General features: G+C 59.1%; 11 protein-coding genes. 8 read left to right on the plus strand and 3 right to left on the minus strand.

The window, feature by feature from the left end:
• Positions 1 to 59 precede the first annotated feature (59 nt).
• From KGA98_RS10120 to KGA98_RS10155, 8 genes are all read left to right on the plus strand, one after another.
• Positions 60 to 1,661 (plus strand): ABC transporter substrate-binding protein, encoded by a 1,602-nt coding sequence (locus KGA98_RS10120; RefSeq protein ID WP_057714916.1) that lies wholly within the window; start codon positions 60 to 62, stop codon positions 1,659 to 1,661.
• 169 nt (positions 1,662 to 1,830) lie between these two features.
• Positions 1,831 to 2,790, plus strand: a complete 960-nt coding sequence (locus KGA98_RS10125) for an ABC transporter permease (protein WP_057714915.1) — start codon at positions 1,831 to 1,833, stop codon at positions 2,788 to 2,790.
• A gap of 3 nt (positions 2,791 to 2,793) precedes the next feature.
• Positions 2,794 to 3,621: an ABC transporter permease gene (locus KGA98_RS10130; RefSeq protein WP_057714914.1), complete on the plus strand. Its 828-nt coding sequence runs from the start codon at positions 2,794 to 2,796 to the stop codon at positions 3,619 to 3,621.
• Between the two features lie 2 nt (positions 3,622 to 3,623).
• On the plus strand, positions 3,624 to 5,270 hold the full coding sequence (locus tag KGA98_RS10135; protein WP_102669585.1) for an ABC transporter ATP-binding protein: 1,647 nt from the start codon (positions 3,624 to 3,626) through the stop codon (positions 5,268 to 5,270).
• Between the two features lie 9 nt (positions 5,271 to 5,279).
• Entirely contained in the window at positions 5,280 to 5,990 is a 711-nt protein-coding gene (locus KGA98_RS10140) for an NAD(P)H-dependent oxidoreductase (RefSeq protein ID WP_057714912.1), read from the plus strand.
• Positions 5,991 to 6,481: 491 nt separating this feature from the next.
• Positions 6,482 to 6,844, plus strand: coding sequence for a DUF6124 family protein (locus tag KGA98_RS10145; protein WP_223502239.1), 363 nt, complete (start codon positions 6,482 to 6,484; stop codon positions 6,842 to 6,844).
• Positions 6,845 to 7,118: 274 nt separating this feature from the next.
• Positions 7,119 to 7,574 carry a YMGG-like glycine zipper-containing protein gene (locus KGA98_RS10150; protein ID WP_223502240.1) on the plus strand — a complete coding sequence of 152 codons (456 nt, stop codon included), beginning with the start codon at positions 7,119 to 7,121 and terminating at the stop codon, positions 7,572 to 7,574.
• Positions 7,575 to 7,862: 288 nt separating this feature from the next.
• A complete protein-coding gene (locus KGA98_RS10155) occupies positions 7,863 to 9,479 on the plus strand; it encodes a mechanosensitive ion channel family protein (protein ID WP_223502241.1) in 1,617 nt (538 codons plus the stop codon).
• An 86-nt stretch (positions 9,480 to 9,565) separates the two neighbouring features.
• Here the strand turns inward: KGA98_RS10155 and KGA98_RS10160 are convergent, their stop codons facing one another.
• The 3 genes from KGA98_RS10160 to KGA98_RS10170 all read right to left on the minus strand — a co-directional run bounded on the left by KGA98_RS10160 (position 9,566) and on the right by KGA98_RS10170 (position 13,008).
• Entirely contained in the window at positions 9,566 to 10,066 is a 501-nt protein-coding gene (locus KGA98_RS10160; protein WP_057714909.1) for an outer membrane beta-barrel protein, read from the minus strand.
• 70 nt (positions 10,067 to 10,136) lie between these two features.
• Positions 10,137 to 11,732, minus strand: coding sequence for an EAL domain-containing protein (locus KGA98_RS10165; protein WP_223502242.1), 1,596 nt, complete (start codon positions 11,730 to 11,732; stop codon positions 10,137 to 10,139).
• A gap of 262 nt (positions 11,733 to 11,994) precedes the next feature.
• Positions 11,995 to 13,008, minus strand: coding sequence for a helix-turn-helix domain-containing protein (locus KGA98_RS10170; RefSeq protein ID WP_223502243.1), 1,014 nt, complete (start codon positions 13,006 to 13,008; stop codon positions 11,995 to 11,997).
• Position 13,009 lies beyond the last annotated feature (1 nt).

Genomic DNA, 13,009 nt, shown 5'->3' on the forward strand with positions numbered 1-13,009 from the left:
CGGTGTCTTGCGTGGTTTTGAACCGGTAATTCATTAGCTTTTTGATCAGGGGCAATGCAATGAGCGATAACAAAAACAAGATTACTCAAGCGAACCATGAATTCAGTTTTCCGCGTAGAGACTTCCTCAAGTACAGCGCCGCTGCCGCGGCGGTGGCCGGGGCGTTCTCCATGGGCCTGCCGTTTGGCGCCTTTGCCGGGGAGGCCACGCCAAAACCCGGCGGTGTTCTGCGTCTGGGCCTGGCCGGTGGCAGCACCACCGACTCCAGGGACCCTGGCTCCTGGTCCGACACCTTCACCTTCGTCGGCTTCTCGGCGGTCTATAACACCCTGACCGAAATTGCCGTCGACGGCACCGCGATCCCCGAACTGGCGCAAAGCTGGACCTCGACCCCGGACGCGCGCATCTGGACCTTCAAAATCCGTCAGGGCGTGACCTTCCACAACGGCAAGACCCTGACCGCCGACGACGTGGTCGCTTCGATCCAGCACCACCTCGGCGAGAAATCCACCTCGGCGGCCAAGACCGTGCTGGGTGACGTGGCCAAGGTCAGCGCCAACGGCAGCGACAGCGTGGTGTTCGAACTGCACTCGGGCAACGCCGACTTCTCGTATGTGGTCGCCGATTACCACCTGGCGATCATGCCGAGCAAGGATGGCGCGGCGGACTGGCAGGCCGGCGCCGGCACCGGTGGCTATCGCCTCAAGGACTTCGAGCCGGGCGTGCGCATGACCCTGGAACGCAGCCCCGATTACTGGAAACCGGGCCGGGCACACTTCGCCAGTGCCGAATTGATCGCAATCGCCGACGGCGCGGCGCGGGTCAACGCGCTGGTCACCGGGCAAGTGGATGTGATCAACAAGGTCGACCTGAAAACCGTCGCGCTGCTCAAGCGCAACCCGAACCTGGTCATCGAAGAAACCAAGGGCGCCCAGCACTACACCTTCCCTATGCTCACCGACAGCCAGGTGTTCCAGAACAACGACGTGCGCCTGGCGATGAAGCACGCGATCAACCGCGAAACCCTGCTGGCTTCGGTGCTGCATGGCTATGGCCTGGTGGGCAACGACCATCCGATCCAGCCTGGCAGCCGCTTCATCAACACTGCGCTGGAGCAGCGCACCTACGACCCGGACAAGTCGCGCTTCTACCTGAAAAAGGCCGGTCTGGATTCGCTCAAGGTTCGCCTGCAAGCCTCTGACGCTGCCTATACCGGCGCCGTGGATGCTTCGGTGCTGTTCAAGGAACAGGCTCGCGCCGCCGGGATCGACATCGACGTGGTGCGCGAACCGGCGGACGGCTTCTTCTCCAACGTGTGGATGAAGCAACCGTTCACCACTTCGTTCTGGTACAGCAGCCTGACCGCCGACCGCATGTTCAGCATCGGTTACGCCAAGGGCGCGGCGTGGAACGAAACCCACTGGGACAACCCGCGCTTCAATCAACTGCTCAACGCCGCTCGCGGCGAAATGAACGACCCGCTGCGCCGCGAGATGTACAACGAAATGCAGGCGCTGTGCCGGGACGAGGGCGGGGCGATCGTGCCGTTGTTCGCCAGTTCCGTGGCGGCGCGCTCGAACAAGGTTGCTCACGGCGCACAGACCGCGCCCTATGGCGAGCTGGATGGCCTGCGGGTGATCGAGCGGTGGTGGCAGGCGTGATGCCGGGATCGATCAAACAATGACGATCAACTGTGGGAGCGGGCTTGCTCGCGAAAGCGGTGTGTCAGTCGCCACATATGTCAGCTGACGGAACCTCTTCGCGAGCAAGCCCGCTCCCACAGGGGAAATCGCAGTCTTCAAAGACGTGCCCAATTCAAGGAACTGCACGATGAGAAGTATTTTCAAGCTGTTGGGGCAGCGTCTGGCGCTAGGCCTGCTCTCGCTGTTCGCCGTCTCAGTGATCATTTTCCTGGCCGTCGGCATGCTCCCGGGCGATATCGCCCAGGCCATGCTGGGCCAGTCGGCCACCCCGGAAACCGTGGCCGCCTACCGCGCGCAACTGGGGTTGGACCTGCCGCCATTGTCCCGCTTTGGCCACTGGATCTGGCAGTTGCTGCACGGTGATCTCGGTGTGTCGCTGGCCAACCAGCGGCCGATCGCCGAACTGGTGGGTACGCGTTTGGGCAACACCTTCAGCCTCGCATTGCTGGCAGCGCTGGTGTCGGTGCCGCTGGCTTTGCTGCTGGGGATGCTCGCGGCGTTGTACCGCAACAGCTGGTTCGACCGTTTGCTCAACACCTCGGCGCTGAGCGCGGTGTCGTTCCCCGAGTTTTTCGTCGCCTACATCCTGATCCTGGTGTTCGCGGTGAAGCTCAACTGGTTCCCGAGCATTTCCAACCTCGCGCCGGACGCCTCATTGGGCACGGTACTGGAGCGTTCGGTGTTGCCGGTGGCGACCCTGAGCCTGGTGGTCATCGCGCAGATGATGCGCATGACCCGCGCATCCTTGATCAACCTGCTGGCCAGCCCCTACATCGAAATGGCCCGGCTCAAGGGCATCAGCCAGTCGCGGATCATCTTCCGTCACGCCTTGCCCAATGCCCTGGCCCCCATCGTCAACGTGGTGGCGCTGAACCTCGCGTACCTGGTGGTTGGCGTGGTGGTGGTCGAAGTGGTGTTTGTCTATCCGGGGCTCGGCCAGTTGCTGGTGGACTCGGTGGCCAAGCGTGACATCCCGGTGGTGCAGGCCTGCAGCCTGATCTTCGCCGCGACCTACATCCTGCTCAACACCAGTGCCGATGTGCTGTCGATTGCCAGCAACCCACGCCTGATGCATCCGAAGGGGTAGACCATGAGCCTGTTAAAACAAGTGTGGCAGGCGCCCCTGAGCGCCAAGTTCGGTTTGTTGATGATCCTGCTGTACGTGCTGGTGGCGGTGTTCGCGCCGGTATTGGCACCGTTCGGCGAAACCCAGGTGGTGGGCGAGGGCTTCGCCCCCTGGGGCGGGCAGTTCCTGTTGGGCACCGATAACCTGGGGCGCGACATGTTCAGCCGCCTGGTCTATGGCGCGCGCAACACCCTGGGCATTGCCTTCCTCACCACCGTCCTGGCGTTTCTGCTCGGCGGCTTGAGCGGCCTGATCGCGGCGATCAAGGGTGGTTGGGTCGATCAGGGGTTGTCCCGGGTGGTGGACATCCTGATGGCCATTCCGCAACTGATCTTTGCCTTGCTGATCCTCAGCGTGGTCGGCACCACGGCGACGTCGCTGGTGCTGGTGATTGCGCTGCTGGATGCGACCCGGGTGTTTCGGCTGTCTCGTGCTGTGGCGATGAACGTGGTGGTGCAGGATTTCGTCGAAGCCGCACGCCTGCGCGGTGAAGGCCTGTGGTGGCTGGTGACCCGCGAGGTGTTGCCGAACGCGGCGGCACCGCTGATTGCCGAGTTCGGCCTGCGTTTCTGCTTCGTGTTCCTGTTCATCAGTGCGCTGTCGTTCCTCGGCCTGGGCATCCAGCCGCCCACCGCCGACTGGGGCAGCATGGTGCGCGACAACGCGGTGCTGATCACCTTTGGCGACATCAGCCCGTTGCTGCCCGCCCTGGCCGTGGCCTTGATCACAGTCAGCGTCAATTTCGTCGTCGACTGGATGCTGCACAAATCCAGCGGCCTCAAGGAATGCTGAACATGACGACCTCAAAACCTCTGCTGGAAATCCGCAACCTGCACATCGAAGGCCATTACGAAGATGCCTGGCATCCGCTGATCAAGGGCATCGACCTGACCCTGCAACGGGGCGAGGTGCTGGGGCTGATCGGCGAGTCCGGCGCGGGCAAGTCGACCCTCGGCCTGTCGGCCATGGGCTACACCCGCGACGGCTGCCGGATCACCGGTGGCTCGGTGCACTTCGACGGTATCGACTTGCTCAACGCCAAGCCTGAAGCCCTGCGTAAACTGCGGGGGCTGCGTATTGCCTATGTGGCACAGAGCGCGGCAGCCTCGTTCAACCCGGCCCATCGCCTGATTGACCAGCACGTCGAAACCGCTGTGAAAAACGGCGGCATGAGCCGCGAGCAGGCCATGCGCGAGGCGGTGGAGTTGTACCGGGTACTGCGCTTGCCCAATCCCGAAACCATCGGCCAGCGCTATCCGCATCAGGTCTCCGGCGGCCAGTTGCAGCGGGTCATGACCGCCATGGCGATGGCCTGTCATCCGGACCTGATCATCTTCGACGAACCGACCACCGCGCTGGACGTCACCACCCAGATCGAGGTGCTGGCAGCCATCCGCGATGCGGTCGCGACCTATGGCAGCGCGGCGATCTACATCAGCCACGACCTGGCGGTGGTGGCGCAGATGGCCGACCGCATCATGGTGCTGCGTCACGGCAAGCTGGTGGAAGAGGCCGAAACCCGGCAGATGCTCGGTGACCCGCAGGAGGACTACACCAAGTCGTTGTGGGCGGTGCGCAGTTTTCGCACCGAACCCAAGGCCTGTCCGCAGCAGGAACAACCGCTGTTGGAACTGCGCAACAGTTGCGCCAGTTATGGCCAGCAACCGGTGCTGCACGACGTTTCCCTCAAGCTCTACCGTGGTCAGACCCTGGCGGTGATCGGCGAGTCTGGCAGTGGCAAAAGCTCCACCGCGCGGTTGATCACCGGTTTGCTGCCACCGACCTACGGCCAGGTGCTGTACGACGGTGAACCCTTGCCGGCGGACTTTCGCCAACGCAGCAAGGAGCAACTGCGGCGCATCCAGATGATCTACCAGATCCCCGACACCGCGCTGAATCCGCGCCAGCGCATCGTCGACATTATCGGCCGGCCGCTGACGTTTTATCTGGGCCTCAAGGGTAAAGCCATGCGCGCCCGGGTTGCCGAACTGCTGGAGATGATCGAGCTCGACCCCGCGACCTTCATGGATCGTCAGCCCCGGGAGCTGTCCGGCGGGCAGAAGCAACGCATCTGCATCGCCAGGGCCCTGGCGGCCGAACCGCAACTGATCATCTGCGATGAAGTGACCTCGGCCCTCGACCAATTGGTGGCTGAAGGCGTACTGAAATTGCTCAACCGCATCCAGCAGCAACTGGGTGTCGGCTATCTGTTCATCACCCACGATGTTGCTACTGTGCGGGCGATCGCCGATGAGGTATTGGTGATGCAACGGGGCAGGGTGGTGGACCACGGCTCGCGCAGCCAGATCTTCACCCCGCCGCACCAGGACTACACCGGGCTGCTGTTTTCTTCCGAACCGCAAATGGACCCCGACTGGCTCGACCGGTTGCTGGCCACGCGCGCTTCCACACCTTCAACCGATACGCTGGAACAAGTCTAAGGAACCACCATGAAAGTACTGATCGTCCACGCTCACCCGGAGCCGCAATCCTTCACCGCCGCCCTGCGGGACCAGGCGGTCGCCACGCTTGAAGCCCAGGGCCACGAAGTGCAGGTCAGCGACCTGTACAAAATGAACTGGAACCCGGTGGCCAGCGACGCGGACTTCTCGAATCGGGAAAACCCCGAATACCTGGTCTATGCCCTGGAACAACGCCTGGGCGTGAAAAGCCAGTCGCTGGCGGCGGACATCCAGGCTGAGCTGGACAAACTGCTGTGGGCCGACTTGCTGATCCTCAACTTCCCGATCTTCTGGTTCTCCACCCCGGCCATGCTCAAGGGCTGGATCGACCGGGTGCTGGTGTCGGGCATCTGCTATGGCGGCAAGCGTTTCTACGATCAGGGCGGTCTGGCCGGCAAGAAAGCGCTGGTGACCGTGACCCTGGGCGGGCGTGAACACATGTTCGGCGAAGGTGCGATTCACGGTCCGCTGGAGGACATGCTGCGGCCGATCCTGCGTGGCACCCTGGCTTATGTTGGTTTTGATGTGCTGGAGCCGTTCGTGGCCTGGCATGTGCCGTACATCAGTGACGAGGCGCGCCAGCAGTTTCTGGTGGATTACGGGCAGCGACTGCAGCATTTGAGCGATGATCAGCCGCTGGTGTTTCCGAAGTTGGCGGAGTTTGATGACAAGCTCTATCCGCTGACAACCAATGCCTGACCAACACCACATACCCCCTGTGGGAGCGAGCTTGCTCGCGATGAGGACATCAGCTTCAACATCTATGTTGACTGAGCCACCGCCATCGCGAGCAAGCTCGCTCCCACAGGTTTTTGGTGTGTGCCAGGTATTCTGCAGCCTGCTGTTCCGGATCTGTTTAACGGCTGTCAGCGTTACTTCCAGCAAGCTACGACGGCTTGCGTCATTGCCTACAGCTACGCCAGAATCCGCCGGCTTGTGCGTCTTGGAGCCGGGTTCTATCGTTTGCCGGTCGCTGGAAAACAACAGCGATCGGGTTTGGTAGCCCGGTTATCCAGGCGCAGAGCACCATGCTTTGCAGAGTATTTTGTCTCTGCTTAATGGTGGTCATGCGTAGGGCGTCTTCGGATGCGCCGGGTTCCTGGGCCGGTCTACCAACCTGCGTATGGCCACCACCCCTCGTTTGGTAGCGAAGGTTGATGGCTCCTCATCTACATCCAGGAGTTACATCCATGTTCAAAGTCACACCCAATCCCCCGGACACCGATCCGACATCCCCGTATGAAACCCTCGACTCCCAAAAACTCCACGAAGCCGCCGAGCCTGCCCTCGATCATTACCTCAACCCCGGCCCCGGCATCATGGCCACGCCGCGTAAACCCGGCAGCATGTTCATCGTCGATCCCGAACTCGGTACCGAAACCCTGTTGGTGCATGCCTGCGAATCGCTGGCATCGGCCCATGTCATGGCCAACGACCTGGTGGATCATCTGCAAGGAACCAGCCGCAATGCGCTGCTGGGCATTGCGCAAGTGATCATGCTCGGAGAATTGGCAGTGAATCGGGCGCTGGATCGGCTCGATCCGGCTGAGTAACCGCACATCCGCAGATCACCAATAGACCTGCAGGAGCGAGCCTGCTCGCGATATCGGCCGTACATTCGACATTTATGTGCCTGATACACCGCCATCGTGAGCAGGCTCGCTCCTGCACAACGTCCACCGCTTGTTCGGAAGTCCTTCTGTGCGGGGCCGTTGAACTACACTTTTCAGTTACTCCACCCGATCGGCAGGCGACGCATGGCGCCGCTTGCCGCCCGCCAGTCGACCCAAAGGCTTGCCCGTTGTGGCAAGCCTGTCGGAGGTCATCATGAAACGATTTTCACCGGTCAGCCTGTGTATCGCATTGTCGATTTTGAGTGCCCCGGGTTGGGCGCAATCGGTGGTGCCGATGAAAGGGCAAAGTTCGCAACAAACCCAGGCCGACATCAACGAATGCAACAGCATCGCCGCCAGCCAGAGCGCCTCGACGGCTACCACGCCTTCCGGCGGGAGGATCAAGGGTGCTGCTGCCGGGGCCGCCGCCGGCGCGGTCGGGGCCCAGGTGCGCGGCAATCAGCATGACGAAGCTTATGATCGTGTCGACGATGACAGGAAACAGGACTATCGCCAGAACCGCGCCAAGGAGACGGCGGCGGCCGGCGCCGTGGTCGGTGCTTCACGTCAGCGCCAGGAACGCCGGGAGCAATCGAAAACCACCCAGGCGAACACCACGACGGCCTACACCAGCTGTTTGCAGGGCAAGGGTTATCAGGTCAATCCTTGAATCAGGTATGGAACACACTGTGGGAGCGAGCTTGCTCGCGATGGCGGCGGTACATTCAACATCCCTGTGTCTGACCCACCGCTATCGCGAGCAGGCTCGCTCCCACAGGGATCTTCAGTGTTTCGAAAATTCGGTCAAGAGCACAATGTCCGGGGCTTGAGCTCGCTGTTTCAAGAAAACAGACGGATAAGGAAACGGTCTGTAGCTCCAATCTGACAACCGTTCATCGGTGAACTACGCTGCGATACGTACTCTGGATTTGAATTTCGTGACGTAAGGATCTGACACATGCGGAGCAGGCTGCTCACTGTATTGTTTACTGTTTTCGGGATGTTTTGGTCGGTGCAACTGTGGGCTGAAGACGCCCCGAAAGTGGTCGATGCTCCCGTTGAATTGAAAGTGGCCAACCGCAGCATCATGGTGTTTCGCGCGACCATCCTCGGTGAAGCCCCGGCCTCTCGGGTCAAACGGGCGAAAGCGGTGATCGGTGAGGCGCTGGATGACGCCGACGACCTCAAAGTCACCCTCGACCCGATCATGAAAAGCTACATGGTGCTGCTGGGGTCTCGCCGTGCTTTTATCGTTTCGCCCAAGGATTTCGACGAGACCGAATTCGACTCGGTGCAACTGGCCGCCGAAGCCGCGGCCGACAGGCTGCGCCAGGTCGTGGCTGAAACCCGGGAAGCCCGTAGCCTGCAGTTGATCCTGCGTTCCGTCGTCGCCGCGTTGCTGGCCACCGGCATTTACATCGCGCTGCTGTTCGGCATGTCGTACCTGCGGCGCAGAGTGCTGCAGAAACTGCCTGAACTGATGCATCGGCACACCCAGGCGCTGAAAGTCGGAAAGGTTCCGCTGATCGACGCCAACTTCCTCTATCCATTGGTCAGCCGCGTACTGGAATTGCTGCGCTGGGTCATCGTGCTGCTGCTCTCTTACGAGTGGTTGGGGTTTGTCCTGTCGCGGTTTCCCTATACCCGGCCTTGGGGTGAAAGCCTTAACAACTATCTGCTGGAAGTCGCCGACTATTTGCTGCAAGGGATTCTAGGGGCCATCCCCGGGCTCGGCGTGGCGCTGGCGATCTTTTTCATTGCCCGCGGCGCGACAGCGTTCTCTCGCCGGATACTGCGGCGCATGGCCACGCCCGGCACCTTCAACTGGCTGAACCACGAAACCCTGAAACCGACTCAGCGCCTGACTTCGCTGGCGATCTGGTTGTTTGCCCTGGCCATGGCTTATCCCTACTTGCCGGGTGCCGGTACCGATGCGTTCAAAGGCTTGTCGGTGCTGGTCGGCCTGATGATCTCCCTGGGTGCTTCCAGCGTCGTCGGGCAGGCGGCGGCCGGATTGATCCTGACGTACACCCGAACCCTGCGTCCCGGTGAGTTCGTGCGCATTGGCGAACACGAAGGGACGGTCACTGAGCTGGGCATGTTCACCACGAGCATTCGTACCGGCCTGGGCGAAGTGCTGACCCTGCCCAACTCGATGATCACCGGCACGGTCACCAAGAACTACTCACGGGTCGTACAAGGCCCCGGTTATGTGGTCGACACCGTAGTCACCATTGGCTATGACACCCCCTGGCGGCAGGTCGAAGGGATGTTGCTGGAAGCCGCCAGACGCACGCCCGGCGTCCTCGAAACCCCACCGCCGCAGGTGTTCCAGACGGCATTGTCGGACTTCTACCCGGAATACCGGCTGGTGGCCCAGGCCATACCCAGCCAGCCTCGACCGCGCGCCGTGCTGCTGAGCATGCTGCACGCCAACATCCAGGACGTGTTCAACGAGTACGGTGTGCAGATCATGTCGCCGCACTATCTGGGCGATCCGCCACAGGAGAAATGGGTGCCCAGGGACAAGTGGTACATGGCACCTGCGCAGGAATCGAAGGAGACGTTGAAGTAATGGCAGGGTGGGGTAGGTAGGGCGAGGACGAACATTGTGCAGAGTGCGATGAGCGACCCGGGGGAGGCCGCTCAGTTGTAGCGGTGTCAGAAAAGCATATAGGCGGATGCAGTCGTCTGATTCAGGTCGATCTCTCCGACCTCCAGAACTTCGTATTCAGCGCGCAGGCCGATGTTGCGAAAGACATCGAACTCGACGCCGACGCCGTAGGTCAGGTCAACCCCGGTATCGTCGTCGGTGGCATTGCCGTCGGCGTCCCAGGCGTGAGCACCGACACTGCCGAATACCCGCAACCGATCGCCCAGCGGAAAGCCGACATGGGCGGCAGCCTGAGCCGATTTACCATCGAAATCGACATTCTTGTCCTTGAATTGACCCAGGTCGACGTAGGCCCCCTCGAACGCCAGGTAGCTATTGACGCGATACCCGGCATAAACCTTGTAGCTGGTGTCGTCGTCGTCCAATCTGGATTCGTCGGTCTGTATGCTGCTTACGCCAGCTCCAAGATATAAACCTTTGTCATCAGCGAGCGCCTGAAAAGACAGCAGCGATAGCAGTGAAGCGAAGCCAAGGTTTCGAAGTAGCATGGGTGGTGGAGTCCTTGTTCAGGTTTGTCTGGTGTTAGGGTTCGGCGAGCATTTGAGGGGCCATGAAGGGTTAATAAAAATCATTGATTGATATTTTTGAGTCGTAAGGCGGGATGTTTTCCGGACATTGAAAGTAGCGTCTTGCCAATGCTTGAATTGGCAGCGCTTTGGAGAACAACCAGCCTTGCGCCAACAAAACCCCCTCCGAGACCAGATGCGGCAGTTGCTCCTGAGTCTCGACACCTTCGGCCACGACCTTGAGTCTCAGCGACCTGGCCAACTGGGCAATGTGGCGCCACAAGGCATCCTTGGCCGCGATCTTGTCGTCGGCGATGAATGAGCGATCTAATTTCAGAATGTCGAAAGGCACTGAATCGAGGAGCGAGAGGTTGGAATAGCCGATACCGAAGTCGTCCACGGCAATGCGATGTCCGCACGCACGAAGCCGTCGCAATTGCAGGGCGGCAGGCTTCTGATCGATCAGGGTCCTTTCGGTGATTTCAAAAGCCATGGCGGACACTGGCATGTTGTAGGTTGCCAGCACGCTGGCCACATAGTCTGGAAAACTTGGGTCCTGGATATCCTGGGCGCAAAGATTGACCGTAATGTAGAAGTCCTTGCACGCCCAAAGGTAGGTGCTGTAATCCTCCGCCACCTGTCGAATCACCGAACGTGTAAGTATGCGGATCAAGTCGGATTTTTCCGCCACCGTAATGAAAACATCCGCAGGCACTTGGGTGCCGTTGTCGTTCCAGCGAGAAAGTGATTCAGCGCCCACCAGATAGCCCGTCGTCAGGTTGACGATAGGCTGGTAGTGAACATCCAGCCTGTTGGCTTTCAGGGCATTGCGAAGCCGTACGGCGGTAGAGGTGTAATGCCGTTGGGCACACCATGCGAGCAAAAACAGCGCTGCGAACAAGCACACAAGGCCAATGAATAATTTGAATTTGAGACTCGTCAGGTAGCTCAACGGAAGAGAAATGACAGAGATCAGTTCATTTCGGTTGCCCGCAAAGGCGATGAGGACCTTGTCTGCCGAGGTAACCAGTTCTTCCAGGTGGAACGGTTTCTGCACCGTCAGCGGTTTGTGGCCCGTAGAGGCAATGGGCACTGCGCCGCCGGGGCCGATGAGGTCCAGTTGCAGGTCCTTGGGAAACTTCAAGTTGTCGAGCAGGAGCTTCTTGTTTGCCCAGACGTAGGTTGACTGTTCCGACACAATGATAAAATCGGAGTCCGCAGAAGCCGTGTGGCCAGCATCCACCCAGTAGGTTCGCTTTCCAACGGAAAACTTGCGCTTGTCGTTATCGACCAGTATCGAGGGAGGTGCTTGTCCGTAGGAGGAACAGATCTTGCCATTGGGCAACTGGATTGCTGCTTGATCAACAAATCGCAGGTTCTTGACCAGGTCAGCCAGTTGTGAGTATTGCTCTACGGAGCATTCCTGACCCGAGCGATCGAGATCGCCGAGGGTTTCCAGTACTTTGTCGATCTGTGCATTGGGCTCCACTTGAGCAGCACGCAGATCGGCATAAACGTTATTCAACTTCCGTGCAACGAATTGATCCGCCAGCCCTCCAGCACAGAACCATGCGGCCCAACCTGCTGCAGCAATCAGACATACAGTGACTGCGTGCCTTCCAAGTAACGCTTTATATGCGGCAACCATCGAAAACCCCGAGGTATCATTATTTCACTGTGTTTTCTGTAGTCGCGGATTAAGCGACTTCAGTACCAGTCAATTACCCAAGCCAACAAGATGCCGCTGGCATAGACGGTAAGACACAGTGCGATTTTCTGCTTGAGTGGCAGTGTGTTTATTCGATGTTGCATGCTTATCTCCTTGAGTAGGCAAATAAGCAATTGTGGAAACTTGTGGTTAATCAAGGGAAATCATTAATCATCATTTTCGGGGCTTTGATAAACGCCTGTTAACGATAATTTCTATCCCCGACGACCTGGTTGTAAACAGATGAGGTCGTGTTCCTTGGCCTGGCCGAGTTGCGCTTGGCGGTTTCCGACGGCGTCTCTCCGTAAGCCAGTTGATAGGCCTTGGAAAACCGGCCCAGATGGTGAAAATTCCAAAACATCGCGGTTTCTGTGACGGTAGGCCACGTTTTATTGATCAGATCGCGACGGGCGCTTGCGAGCCTCAAGTTTCTGATATAAGCGATTGGCGATATCCCGAACGTTTCAATAAAACCAAAATGCAAAGTGCGAGTGGTGGTTTCCAGTTGCCTTACCAGCGATTTTATAGTGAGCGTTTTTTTTGTGTTTTCATGGATGTACTGTATGGCTTGTATCGCCACCTTTCTTCTTGTCGGGACTTTGCGGATGAAGCGGCCAGCCGGCGTCAACGATTGCAACAGAGAAGCGAGTACCGCACTTTCAATCGCCGAACCCTCTGTTTCGCTGCGCTGTGCTGAAGCAGCGTCGTTGATGTCGACACAGCACGCGCTGATGGCTTGAATGGCCGATTGTATGAATTGAAAGTTTTCAGCCTGGAAGCGGTGTTGTGTTCTGTTTGCAAGGATATCTATGACAGAGTGATGTTGGCGGCACCGCTCATAGTTTTCCAGTGTCGTGGTGATGGTGAAAAGTGTTTCATTCGGTTCGCAGATGTAATGCACCGATTCATCACTGTGCAGTACGATGACTTCGTCAGGCCGTAGTTTTTGATTGTTTACGACGGGTCGGCCAATCGGTGCCTGGGAGATGGCGAATGTCACGAATCCGGCAGGGACAGAACTGACCAGCGTCACGGATGAGTCGAACTCAAGGCGACTGCACTGCAGTTGCGGACTGTGAAAGAGTTTGTGTTGCCGAATGCGCGCTTCATGCTCGGTCGGAATAAGGCTCATTTCCCATTTGCCTATTGTTCTATTCAGTTGGCTCGGCAAGGCAGAGGACAAATGAAAGATCTCGTCGGGCGGTGCGATACTCATG

Origin of the sequence: Pseudomonas sp. BF-R-24, from assembly GCF_019947335.1 — a bacterium.
In the GTDB taxonomy this organism is placed as follows: domain Bacteria; phylum Pseudomonadota; class Gammaproteobacteria; order Pseudomonadales; family Pseudomonadaceae; genus Aquipseudomonas; species Aquipseudomonas jessenii.

What these genes read in the sequence shown, in the direction of transcription:
- KGA98_RS10120 (WP_057714916.1), top strand. Translation starts at nt 60, where the DNA reads ATGAGCGATAACAAAAACAAGATTACTCAAGCGAACCATGAATTCAGT.
- KGA98_RS10125 (WP_057714915.1), top strand. Translation starts at nt 1,831, where the DNA reads ATGAGAAGTATTTTCAAGCTGTTGGGGCAGCGTCTGGCGCTAGGCCTG.
- KGA98_RS10130 (WP_057714914.1), top strand. Translation starts at nt 2,794, where the DNA reads ATGAGCCTGTTAAAACAAGTGTGGCAGGCGCCCCTGAGCGCCAAGTTC.
- KGA98_RS10135 (WP_102669585.1), top strand. Translation starts at nt 3,624, where the DNA reads ATGACGACCTCAAAACCTCTGCTGGAAATCCGCAACCTGCACATCGAA.
- KGA98_RS10140 (WP_057714912.1), top strand. Translation starts at nt 5,280, where the DNA reads ATGAAAGTACTGATCGTCCACGCTCACCCGGAGCCGCAATCCTTCACC.
- KGA98_RS10145 (WP_223502239.1), top strand. Translation starts at nt 6,482, where the DNA reads ATGTTCAAAGTCACACCCAATCCCCCGGACACCGATCCGACATCCCCG.
- KGA98_RS10150 (WP_223502240.1), top strand. Translation starts at nt 7,119, where the DNA reads ATGAAACGATTTTCACCGGTCAGCCTGTGTATCGCATTGTCGATTTTG.
- KGA98_RS10155 (WP_223502241.1), top strand. Translation starts at nt 7,863, where the DNA reads ATGCGGAGCAGGCTGCTCACTGTATTGTTTACTGTTTTCGGGATGTTT.
- KGA98_RS10160 (WP_057714909.1), bottom strand. Translation starts at nt 10,066, where the DNA reads ATGCTACTTCGAAACCTTGGCTTCGCTTCACTGCTATCGCTGCTGTCT.
- KGA98_RS10165 (WP_223502242.1), bottom strand. Translation starts at nt 11,732, where the DNA reads ATGGTTGCCGCATATAAAGCGTTACTTGGAAGGCACGCAGTCACTGTA.
- KGA98_RS10170 (WP_223502243.1), bottom strand. Translation starts at nt 13,008, where the DNA reads ATGAGTATCGCACCGCCCGACGAGATCTTTCATTTGTCCTCTGCCTTG.